Genomic DNA, 12,545 nt, shown 5'->3' with positions numbered 1-12,545 from the left:
AAAATACACTGGGTTGGCATTTTCTCTTTCGATATACTTTAAACAGAACATCAAAAAGATGTCTGAAGGATGAAAAAAGGAGAGATCGTATGACGAGAAAAACGACAAGAATGCTGACAGCCTTACTGTCATGCTCCATGGCAGTAACCAATGTAGTACCTTTTCATGTAATGGCTGAAACTGCTCCGGGTGATCCGCAGGAGGAGCAGGTACCTTCAACAAAGAATCAGGAGCAGGATACAAAAGAAACAGCGCCTGTCTCATTGACAAATTTCAAGGGGGATCATGTTCGCAGTGAGGGCGGCAAGGTGATGCTGGATAATACCGGTGGTGACAATTTTGCAATGAGTGAAGATAGTAAGGTAATTGCGGATGATTTTCACTATAGTGCAGATTTGACAATCAAAAGCGGTGATGCGCAATGCGCTGCACTGCTGGTCGGTGTGGGAGACCGAAATGATCCCAGCAAGGCATGGAGAGCCGCAAATGTCATCAGGCATGAGGGAGAAAACAAAATGCGCATGTTCCGAGTGCCCGGGGATCATAATTATCAGCCCATGCAGGTATTAAATGACTATGATTCTACAAAAACGGTACATCTGGATTTGGATATAAAGGCAAACGGGGACTTTACCTACAAGGTGACCAGTGAAGGCGGCAGTGAAAATGTGATGAGCGGAAATATGGATGATTGGGCCGGCGGATATATCGGAGTGTTAACCTTTCAGACAGAGGCAGAGCTATCCAATATTCAGTTTACAGATCGAACCGTGAGGGCGGATGATAGCTTATTCCATACAACACTGGAAAATCTGCGAGGTTTGCAGGGAAGCTGGAAAATCACAGAAAAAGGTATGCACTCACAGGGAAGCGGTGATAACTTTGCAATCTCCGATACGAAAATAGAAAACTTCGAGTATTCCGCCAACATCAACAATCTGGATAAAAAGGGTGCCGGGGCACTGATGTTCCGTGTACAGAATCCCGATAATCCACAGGCTGGATGTTATGTGATCAATGCGGATTACACACATAATATTTTCAAGCTGTTTGAATTTCCGACAGGCGGCAGTATTGCCGAGGTTCCTTTGAGCGATGTGGAGCCAAATGCAGACGGCTCCTATGATATCAAGGTAATCGTCGTTGGTGAAGACATCTACGTTTATGCCAACGGAAAGGGAATCATGCGTGAAAAGGACAGCCGTCATAAGGGGGAATCCTATCTCGGACTGCTGACATGGGATGGAAATATCGAATATCAGAATCTGAATCACAAGGCCGCTAGTGAGCTTCCTGCTGTTGAAGAGGCGAAGCTGAGTGATTTCAAAATATTAACGAATGGTGTGACGATTACGCCAACGTTTGATCCGAATGTGAAAAACTACGGTATGGATATCCCGGCAGGAGTGGATCGTGTCGTGATAAAGCCGGAATCCAGCGGGGATGTTTACATTACGCTGAAGGATCGTAACAACAAGGTGACAAAGGAAAAGCAAAAGGTTACGGATACCTTTACCTTGACAGCAGAGGACTTTGATATGAATTTCCTGAACATGGGAGTTACCATTGAAAAGGACGGATTTTCTGAGAATATCAATTTTGCTGTAAATAAATGGCTGTCAACAGAAGAGCTGGCACAGCAGCCGTACCGCGCGCAGTTCCATGTGACACCGCAGATCAATTTTATGAATGATCCTAACGGCATGGTGTATGATTCCACCGACGGCTACTGGCATTTATTCTATCAGTATTCGCCAAACAACAACTTCTACAAGCAGTCGCAGGCACATGTCCGTTCCAGGGATCTCGTTCACTGGGAACAGCAGCCGCTGGGTCTGCAGATTGATGAACACGGTCTGATTTTCTCCGGTTCCGCTGTAGAGGATAGTGAAAACACATCCGGCTTATTCAACAACAAGCCGGGAGAATCCAAGCTGGTATCTATCTATACATATCATGATGAAAAGACAGGAAAACAGTCGCAGGGAATCGCATCCAGTAAAGACCATGGAGTTACCTGGCAGAAATATGCAGGGAATCCGGTAATACCAAATGAAGGAAACACGCTCTCCGGAAATGATTTCCGTGATCCGAAGGTGTTTAAAATTGATGGGGACGCCAAGGATAAATGGTATATGGTGACAGCCGGGGGAGCAGCACAGATTCACGTTAGCGATGACCTGATTCACTGGGAAAAGTCGCAGCCGCTGAAATACAAAAATGGAGAACAGATTCTTTCGGAGTGTCCTGGATTGATTCCGGCAAAGGTAAACGGAACAGGAGAAACAAAATGGATTTATAACGGAAGTGCCGGATTCTATGTGGTGGGAAGTATGAAACCGGATGAAAACGGAATTTATAAATGGACTGCGGAATCAGATAAAATAGATATTGATTCCAATGCCAATCCATGGGGCGGTTTTGGAAAATATGCAACAATGACATTCTATCGGGACGGTACCGGAAAAAACCGTCAGATTGGAATCAGCTGGCTGCAGGACTTCATAGAATTTGATGGCAAAACCTATAAGGGACTGCAGTCTCTTCCACAGGAGTACGGATTGAAGCAGGACGCAGACGGCAACTATATCGTTACATCAAATGTCGTGGAGGAAGTGGATAAGCTGAGAGATACAAAGCATATACTGTATCAGACAGAAAATAAAAAGGTTTCCTCATCCGATGCCAATATTCTGCGAGGCGTATCCGGCATCCGCTATGATCTGGAAGGGGAATTCACGCTGGGAACCGCAAAGGAATTCGGATTTAAGCTGCGCAAGGGAAATGGAAAGGAACTGATTTTCAAATATAACAGGGAAACACAAAACATGTATGTGGATGGCAGAAATGCAGGCTATCATGTAAACAGTGGTAATTTCTCCTATACCCTGAAACCGCTGGATGGGAATAAGGTTAAGCTGCGTATCATCATCGATCAGGGTGCTGTGGAAGCGTTTGGAAACGATGGAGAGGCCAATATTTCTACCGCTATGTATCAGGAAAACAGCAATATCGGTATGGAATTCTTCTGTGATGATGGAGATGTTACGATTGATCAGCTGAAGATTTATGATATGAAGTCCATGTATACCGGCAAGTCAGGCTCTGAATCGGAAGCACCGCAGCTATATCTGTCAGCACCGCGGGAAGCACAGGTTCATACGGAATTCCGTGTTGATACCAACATGTATCCGAATATGGAAAGCGGTGATGTCGTTTGGACACTTGATCCGGGATTACAGCTGGTGAAAGAAGAAAAGGGAAGTATCGTTGTTTCCGGCAGTAAGGAGGGAACCTATAAAATCAAAGCCAGTGCACAGGGTCTGGAAAGGGAAGTGGAAATCAAACTATTCACATCCAGCTTTGCTTCCAATATTCCGGATTGGAATCTGGATGGAGGAATCTGGGCGAAAACTGCAGATGGGGTGATTGGCTCCAATACCGGCGGTGACAGCTTTTTGATTCATGATACCCGGATCTACAAAGACAAACCGTTTATTTACGAAGCAGATATGCATATTCTGGAAGGTACGGCTGCAGGTATCGTATTCGGTGTCAGCGATAGAAACAATCCGTCAGCTGACTGGTTTTGTGCAAACATAGAGCGAAAGGATGACGGCAGTTCCATTGCCAAGCTGTTTAAAAACCAGAACGGTGAAATCTGGAATGTGACAAAAGTGATTCCCGCAAAGAAATCCAAAGCAGCAACACAGGCGCATTTGAAGGTTGTGTATGACGGTGCCGGTAAATCGGAGTACTGGCTGGATGGTGAAAAGATTTTGGAACGAAGCAATGTGGATATGCAGGATGGCTATCTCGGCGTACAGACATTCCGTTCAACAACGGTCTTTAATAACGTAAATGTACAATACCCGGGTGCATCTGTTGTAAGCCTGATGGAGAAGATTCCGGCGCTAACGATTGCATTTGGTGATAAGACATTACAGGATCAGCTGCCGAAACAGATTCGTGTCAAGCTCGATAACGATGTTGAATTGCTGGAGACGATCACATGGAATCTGGAGGATGTGAATGTAAACAAAGCCGGTGTGTACACCTTACGTGGAAAAGCAGCCGGGCACACCATAGAGGTGAAGGTCACGGTAAGGGCAGATAAAAAAGAACTGCAGAAGCTTCTGGATCAGGCCAAAACCTATGTGGAGAAAGACTATACAAAGGATAGCTGGAAGGCGTTTGAAGCGGCATGGTATCGTGCAGCTGCAGCGTATGCAGATGAAACTTCCACGCAGGATGATGTGAACAGCTGTGCTGCTGCTTTGGAAAAGGCGATGCAGGGGCTGGAAAAAGCAGTGATAACAGCTGACAAGAGGGATTTGAAGGAGCTTGTGGCATCTGCGAAGAAAATCAAAGCGGAAGGCTATACTGCAAACAGCTATGCCGCGCTTGAAAAAGCCATTGCCGCAGCAGAAAAGGTGCTGGCAAATGAGAAAGCTTTACAAAGTGAGGTGGATACGGCACTGAAGAATCTGAAGCAGGCGGTTCTGGCACTTGAAATCGTACAGGGTACAGCAAATAGAGATCAGCTGCAAAACCTGGTGTCTATTCTGAAGACTGTTAAAAAGGACAGCTATACGGCAGCCTCCTGGGAGGCATTTGTTAAGGCGCTCAGGCAGGCAGAGGCTGTGCTGGCGAATGAGTCAGCGGATGAAGCAGCTATAGCCAAAGCATATGAGGCCTTGCAGCAAAGCTATCGTAAGTTGCAGCCGGTATCCGCTGGGGATGATGAGAAGCCACAGGGGGATGGACAGAAGGAGCCGTCAAAGCCTGATGCTGAGCATCCGGATACCGGAGATACGACATCAACTGGCGCAGCCGGTATGCTGACGCTGCTCGCCGGAGGTGCTGCTGTTGTTCTTCGTCGAAGAAGGAAGCAAGGCAAATCTGAAAACTAAGATAGATAATTATATACAGAGAGCTCACACCATGATGTGAGCTTTTCTGCATACTTAGTTACAGCAAGTAATTCCATGCTGCATCTCTGTCATTTAGAGTAAGGCAATTGCAGTGGGCAGGTAAGCAATAACCGAATACACGAAAGATTGCAGTCGCCTCTGTAATAGCAGAAATGAAAGGGGATACAGAGAAAAAGTGTCCTCTTTTTCGTTGGATATCCCTGATTCACTGTAATTTTTCTCTTATTTCTAGTATAATAAAAATATTAGTTTCAGGAGGCGCTTATATGGATAAAACAGTATTGGAGAAATATACAAAAACATATGGTACACGTTTCAGTCGAAGACAGAAGAAGCGTTTTATCGAAGCATTGCATCAGGATTTTCACGCACTTGGTTATGAACCCACGATGATTGAAGGAAAAAAGCTGCTGTCACATGCGCATAATTATTTATATGGAAATATGAAGCAGATGAAGACGGTCATTGTTGTTCCTTATGACACACCGGAAAGAAAGTTTTGGAAAAAGGTGCTGTATTTTCCTTTTGACGGCACCAAGACGGCAAACAAGACCATGGTGGCAACCTATGTTCCGATCTTCCTGTTCTTTGCGCTGATTTTCGGAGGTCTGTATGGGTTGCAGCCGCTGATTACTTCAACGGGACTGGCGTCACTGATATCCTTTGGGTTATTCCTGCTGACTGTCATGCTGATGTACTGGATGATGCACGGCTTTCACAATGCCCATAATTATAACCGGAATTCTGCGACAATAGCCGCAGCTGTTGAAATCGCAAAGGGACTGAACAGGGATGAGCGCAAAAAGGTGGGCTTTCTGTTTACCGATAAGAACAAGATGCGTTTTATCGGTGCAGAGGCAGCCGCAAAGGATCTGGCAAATGCGGGGAAGAATCCGACGCTCATCTGTCTGGACTGCATCGCAAAGGGCAGTGTCGTACAGATCGGCTTCAATCCGCAGAACCGTAAGCTGGCAAATGAAATAGCCAAATATCATCCGAAAAAGAAATCCATCGACGTCATCAAGCTGAATGAGGAAATGCGTACACAGAATGCCATGGCGTATTTCAAAAAAGCTGTTGTCATTTCCTGCGGTGAACTGGATGATGCGGGAAGCCTCTGTGTCATTGGAACCGGTACCGGCAAGGATCGTGATATTGAGTTGGAGACACTGGACGGCAATATCACCATGGTGAAAGAATATCTGCATAACCAGAAATAAAAGAAGGAGGGAGCTGCATGATTCGTAAACTACTATCCCTTTTACATAATAAAATTTTGATTGTATCGATACTGATTCTGATTCAGCTGTTCGTATTTTTCGGTATCGTCTTCAAGCTCAGCGAATACTTTGTGGCGATTTATTTTATTCTGATCGCCCTAAGCTTCTGCATGAGCATTTACATCATCAATAAAAATGACAATCCGACCTATAAGCTGACCTGGGTGCTGCTGATCATGGCTGTACCTGTCTTCGGAGGACTGATCTATCTGCTGTTTGGCGGACAGAAGGTTCCCAAGGAGCTGCGCAAGCGAGACAGCGAGGCACTGGAAAACTATCAGGAAATTTCCTGGCAGAATACAGAAATCATGGAGGCTCTGGAGGCAGAGGATCCGCTTGCACACAAGCAGGCCAACTATTTATGGAAGAATGCAATCTTTCCCATCTACAATCATACGGAAACAACCTACTTTCCGGTAGGTGAGGAGAAGTTCAAGGCAATGGTGGAGGAGCTGAAAAAGGCTGAAAGCTTCATTTTTATGGAATACTTCATAATCGCCCCCGGTGTGATGTGGGATACCATTCTGGACATTCTGATCGATAAGGTGAAACAGGGTGTGGAGGTACGTGTCATGTACGATGATGCGGGCTGTATTACAACGCTTCCGCAGGACTACTATCTGACACTGAGAAGGCTTGGTATTCAGGCAAAGGTGTTCAATCCGATCAAGCCGCGGCTTGCCATGCAGATGAATAACCGGGATCATCGAAAAATCCTTGTCATTGACGGAAAGGTGGGAATGACCGGGGGAATCAATCTTGCAGATGAGTATATCAATCAGAAAGAGCGCTTTGGTCACTGGAAGGACTGCAGTGTCATGATTCGGGGAGAAGCTGTATGGAATCTGACGCTGATGTTTCTGCAGTTCTGGAATTATGATGAAAAGGAAAAGGATGATGTATTTTCCTATAAGCCCGATTTCAAGGTGTTTGAGAATATTCACAATGACGGCTATGTGCAGCCGTACAGCGATTCCCCGACAGATGAGGAAAATGTCGGAGAATATACACATATCAATATGATTAACAGTGCCAACCGGTATGTATATGCGACTACTCCGTATCTTGTTATCGATAATGAGATGAAAACAGCACTGCTGCTGGCGGCGAAAAATGGAATTGATGTTCGTATTCTTGTACCGCATATTCCGGATAAATGGTATGTATTCGCAGTAACACGCTCCAATTATAAGGATCTGATTGAGGGTGGTGTAAAAATATATGAATACACACCGGGCTTTGTTCATGGAAAAAGCTTTGTTGTAGATGATAAAATGGCAATCGTCGGTACGGTGAACATGGACTATCGTTCCTATTACCTGCATTATGAATGCGGTGTATGGTTCTATCGCAGCAAGGTGGTTATGGATGTGAAAAGGGATTATCTTGAAACACTTTCAAAAAGTCATCAGGTAACACTGGAGGAATGCCGGCAGATCCGGCTTCCGATTCGTATCATGCGGGCAATTTTAAATCTGTTCTCACCGATGATGTAAAGAGAAAAGACCTAAGGGTCTTTTTCTTTCTGTAGAAGGAAATGAGTTCCTAACTAAGCGATAAATATACAGGATGTGCATGTACGGCTCTGCCTTTGACCACTTTATCCATTTGAAATCATTATCAAAGAAGCTTTGTCACATATCGGTATCAGTAAATTCATAAAGAAAACGGTGAGCGCTTTTTTGAATGAAAATTAAGCATATGTATCTGTATGCATAAGAATAAGACTTCATCCAACCCCGGGAAGCAGCTTTTAAATTTCTTTTTTTACAAATATCATTGCCTTATTGTGGACATTCTTCCGATTTTGCAGTAGCATGATAAGGCAGGGTTTTTTCAGAGGGAATCTATGTGTTGGAATATGGATTTACTTAGCAGCAATTATACAAATGAGATGAGGAGGAATTTCATGAACAGCAGTAAAATGTATATCCACCTGTTTGACGGCTTTACGATTGAATATGGTGGAGAAGTGTTCAATATGCGGGATTATCTGTCCCGCCAGTCTCTCAGCCTGTTGGAAGTTTTGATCCTGCAGGATCAAAATAACGTCTCCAGAGATTTTCTGATGGAGCTGTTTTGGGAAAACAGTGATAATCCGCTGAGTTCTCTGAAATTCAACATCTTCCGTCTGCGTAAGCTGCTGAAGGAAATTCATACGTTCCAGGATATCGAATTTATACACACAGAAAAGGGTGGTTACCGTTTTCAGCCGGAGGTTGAAACCATCGTCGATACATCCCTGTTTGAGAAGGAATTTGCGGCAATTGAAAAGGCAGCCAGCTATGACGACAATACTTCCGTACATGCGAGAATAATCATTGATTTGTATGATGGCGGTTTATATAACGATACGGAGCAGCTGTGGTTCATGCAGAAGGTGGAATATTTCCGTAATGTATTTTTATCCGTAACGGATAAGCTGTGTGCGTATTATCTTCGCAGTGCGCAATATGCGGAATTAAAAAGCATTGCGTTGAAGGCGGCCACTCTGGAGCCCTCAGTTGAAGAAAACCATTTCTATTATATACAGGCCCTGATCAGTGAGGGCGATTACGCTGCGGCATATGAATACTACCAGACCTCTACCAGGATGCTGGTAAGCGAATATGCGATCAGTCTTTCAGAAAAAATGAAAGAGCTGTATTCCGATATCATCGGAAATAATGAAGAGAAGAAAAATATTGAGGGTATCACCTCCTATTATAAGAGCAAGGAAATTTCCAGAGGGGCATTATACTGTGATAATACTGCATTTGATTATATTTACGAAATTTCCATGCGAAATGCAGTACGCGAGAATCTACGGTATTTTCTATTCATTTTCGAAATTAAAGCAGACGGGGATGATGAGAAACGTCTGGAGAAATTACTGGAAAAGGCGAAAGTCTCCATACAAAGCTCTTTAAGAAGCGGGGATGTGTTCACCAGGTTGAATCGATATCAGTTTCTTGTCCTTCTGCCATGCCGGCTTGAGGATGGTGCGTATCGGATTGCACAGCGTGTATCCTCGAGCTTTCAGGGAAAGGTGCGTAATCGTAAGGAACGACTGCACTATTATATACAGAATACAAATCAGTAAATTAGAAATGAAGAGTTCATGCGCCTGCTGAACTTTTTTTGTCCGAGGATGCAATCTAACCAAATTCTAACTCCTCCAGCTCTATACTAATCGTGTAAAGTGGGAAATACTTTATATACACCATAAGAGAAAGGAGAGGATGTATATGAAAAAAGGGTTCAGTAAGTTGCTGTTAGCTATCGTAATGACATTGCAGCTGGTACCATCCTCTATGACTACTATTGTAGCAAATGACGATATAGCTTACGCAGATGATTTTGTACAGATTACAACAGAGAATAAGCCAATCGCTGTATATGAGACAGGAAGCGGTGATATTCCTGAGGCAGTTTCAAAGTTAAATGTCGCAGTGCATGTGGATGGCGCTGAAAAGACGTCAGGGGTACTGACATTTGGTTCAGCTACCAATCCGGAGAAAACTGAAATTACAGCTAATGCGAACTATGCAGTTGAACAGGTCACAGTAAATGGCGAGGCATTTGATAACAGCATTGTTTATAACAGAGAGGTTGGGGAATCAGAAAAAAATCTGGTAATCAATATCTATACGAAAGCGACTGCTACGATTCATTATCAGGACCTGGAGGGGAACCGGCTCGCAGCGGATGATGTAAAAGAGGGGAAGCTGCATGAATTGCTGACGATGGATCAGGAACCAGGTATGCAGCACATGCGAAATTTACAGTGAAAACTTCGGTAGCTCTTTATGCACAATGGAAGAAAACAGATCAGAAATATACAATCCAGCATTTTGATGAGGATAGCAATAAGAAAATTCATGATGATGAATATAAGGATGCAAAATTTGGAGATATAATAGAAGGATCCAGCTGTCAGCTTCCAATTGAAAACTTTACATTTACAAAAGCCAATACGCTGACTGTCGATACGGATAATAAGAAGAATATCATAAAGGTTTATTATAGTAAGGATGAAAACAAGGATCAGATTCCGGATAAGTATCAGATAAAGGTGATGTATAAAGCAGTAAACGGAACAATAGATGCGGTACATGAGAATGAACCGGGAAATAAAATGTTCTACGTAAGCCTGTATAAGAATGGCAAATATGCAACCGTGAAAGACGGTGGAATCGGACATCTAAGCGACGAACAGATAGCTACAGCTACAGCGGCAAGAGGCTATGATCAGAATAGCTTGAAATGGTCTCCGAAAACACCGACAACGAAACTGGATTTAAATGAGGATACCAGTTTCATTGCTGAATTTACAAAGGGCAGCTATGACTACAGCATAGAATATTATTACGACGGTGTAAAAGGGAAAACCGATACAAAGAAAGCTGCATTTGAAGAAGTGATTACACTGGACCCGGAAGTCTCTGTAACGTATGGGGGAAGTCCGTATGCTTTGGATAAGGTAAAAAATAATCCTTTAACCATTGATACAGAAGCAGCAAATAATATCATTCGTGTTTATTATGCAAAGGATACCAATGGGAACGGAAAGCCAGATTATAAGGAAGAAACATACAATGTGAACTTTGTAGCAGAGACAAATGGTACACTTACAGGTACTACCTTATATAGTGGTATACTTGCAAATACAAGGATTGGCAATATCACAGGATTTGCAATGCCAGTGCCTACGGCTAATTTGAACTATGCGTTTGATAAATGGATAGTAAGGGATGTAAATCACCCTGAAGGTATAGAAATCAATGACCCAAGTACGTATATTATCCATAGTAATACTGTATTCTACGCAAGCTTTGAAGAAGATCATCATGGTTCAGATTCAACGGATCCTGAGCAGCCTGACAATGTACCGGATAAATATCAGGCAGAGGTTTCATTCGCAGCAGTAAACGGAACCGTCAGCTTCAACAAGACATATGTCACTCTCTATGATAAGCAGGGAAATTATGCTGAGGACGGAACCGGTAGACTTACACAAAATCAGATTGCAACTGCTACAGCGAACAGTGGATATCACTTTGTAAACTGGACTCCGCAGACTCCGAAGCAGGGGATGGAAATTACAAGCGAAGGGGCTGTATTCACGGCCAATTATGCAATCAATACCTATACTGCAGCTGTTCGTTTCCTCAATGAGGATACAGGGGAAGAACTCGCGCCTGCTATAACGGTAAATGATATCGAGCATGGAACCTATCTGTATGGTGAAGCCCACAGAATCAGCATTCCGGGATATGTGTTTACAGTTGCAGATACAAAGGTCGTTGAAAGTGAGCATGTAACCGTCAACGTATACTATTCTGCGGATACCAGAGGCGGATTGCCGAATCCGGATACAACACCGGATGGTACACCGGATAAATATCAGGTACGCTTTGCATATGTTGCGGATACCAATGGCTCCGTTACAGGAACAACCGTAGAATATGTTACCCGTCCGGGTAACGATACAACAGCAGCAGTAAGACCGCAGGCATTGGTAGATGCTATTGCAAATGATGGGTACAGCTTTATGAGCTGGACAGCAAATGGCAATGCTTATGTGAATACAGACGCTATGAGAAACACCTATTTCACTGAGGATACCGTATTTACTGCAGGCTTTGCAGAGGTTGTAGCTCCGATACTTCCAACGCCGGTAACACCTACGCCTCCTGCAGTAACACCACAAAATCCAGGTACTCCGATACCGGCAGCACCAGCAGCTCCTCAGACTCCTGTGAATCCAATTACTCCTCCAATCGTCGTACCGGTCATACCGACACCAGCTCCGACACCGGCACCGAATCTAGGACCGATTGTGAATGAAGATGATCCTGATAAGCCGCAGGGTGGAGAAAGCACAGAGGTTCAGGAAAATCCAACTCCGAAAGGCGGCGGCTCACAGAATGAATGGGCATTGATCAATCTGATCTGTGCCGGTGGTACGGTACTTCTCGGTCTGTTCCTTCTGTTATCCAAGCTGAAGAAGGAGGAAGAGGAGGAAGATGAAAAAAACTTCCGCAATGAGAAATGATGAAGAACAGTCAAAAGGCTATAAGAGAAGAAAATGGCTGCGTGTGGCAAGCACGATAACAGCAGTTGTCTCTGTAATAGCATTCTTCCTTACGGAGGATATTACACTTGCGATGGTTCTGGTTGACAGATGGACACTGCTTATGGCAGCCTTCCTAATCGTACAGGTAATCTTCGTTCTGTTTGGCAGAAAGTGGAAAGAACTGGATGATAACAAAAACAATACAGAAACCGCTCGCTCATAAAGATTAGAAAACAGTCATGAATGTGGCTGTTTTCTTTTTATATCAGTGTA

Annotated in this window: 7 protein-coding genes; all 7 read left to right on the top strand. The window is 43.9% G+C overall.

The genetic code is table 11. The annotated features are described in order from the left end of the window. Positions 1-89 precede the first annotated feature (89 nt). The 7 genes from ACG3M1_RS18075 (at position 90) to ACG3M1_RS18045 (ending at position 12,495) form a co-directional block, all read left to right on the top strand. On the top strand, positions 90-4,913 hold the full coding sequence (locus ACG3M1_RS18075; protein WP_395814384.1) for a GH32 C-terminal domain-containing protein: 4,824 nt from the start codon (positions 90-92) through the stop codon (positions 4,911-4,913). Between the two features lie 287 nt (positions 4,914-5,200). Further along, a complete protein-coding gene (locus ACG3M1_RS18070; protein WP_009270945.1) occupies positions 5,201-6,154 on the top strand; it encodes a hypothetical protein in 954 nt (317 codons plus the stop codon). A gap of 17 nt (positions 6,155-6,171) precedes the next feature. Further along, positions 6,172-7,710 (top strand): cardiolipin synthase, encoded by a 1,539-nt coding sequence (cls, locus tag ACG3M1_RS18065; RefSeq protein WP_009270944.1) that lies wholly within the window; start codon positions 6,172-6,174, stop codon positions 7,708-7,710. A 413-nt stretch (positions 7,711-8,123) separates the two neighbouring features. Beyond that, positions 8,124-9,296: a BTAD domain-containing putative transcriptional regulator gene (locus tag ACG3M1_RS18060; RefSeq protein ID WP_008818805.1), complete on the top strand. Its 1,173-nt coding sequence runs from the start codon at positions 8,124-8,126 to the stop codon at positions 9,294-9,296. Between the two features lie 145 nt (positions 9,297-9,441). Continuing rightward, positions 9,442-9,984 carry a hypothetical protein gene (locus tag ACG3M1_RS18055; protein WP_008818806.1) on the top strand — a complete coding sequence of 181 codons (543 nt, stop codon included), beginning with the start codon at positions 9,442-9,444 and terminating at the stop codon, positions 9,982-9,984. Then, positions 9,981-12,251 (top strand): InlB B-repeat-containing protein, encoded by a 2,271-nt coding sequence (locus ACG3M1_RS18050; protein WP_395814381.1) that lies wholly within the window; start codon positions 9,981-9,983, stop codon positions 12,249-12,251. The genes ACG3M1_RS18055 and ACG3M1_RS18050 overlap by 4 nt, the downstream gene beginning before the upstream one ends. Beyond that, on the top strand, positions 12,223-12,495 hold the full coding sequence (locus ACG3M1_RS18045) for a hypothetical protein (protein WP_009270940.1): 273 nt from the start codon (positions 12,223-12,225) through the stop codon (positions 12,493-12,495). The genes ACG3M1_RS18050 and ACG3M1_RS18045 overlap by 29 nt, the downstream gene beginning before the upstream one ends. The last annotated feature ends 50 nt before the right edge of the window (positions 12,496-12,545 follow it).

Source organism: Clostridium sp. 10cd* (assembly GCF_044336395.1).
Taxonomy (GTDB): domain Bacteria; phylum Bacillota_I; class Bacilli_A; order Erysipelotrichales; family Erysipelotrichaceae; genus Clostridium_AQ; species Clostridium_AQ innocuum.
This window is presented reverse-complemented; position numbering and strand designations above follow the sequence as displayed.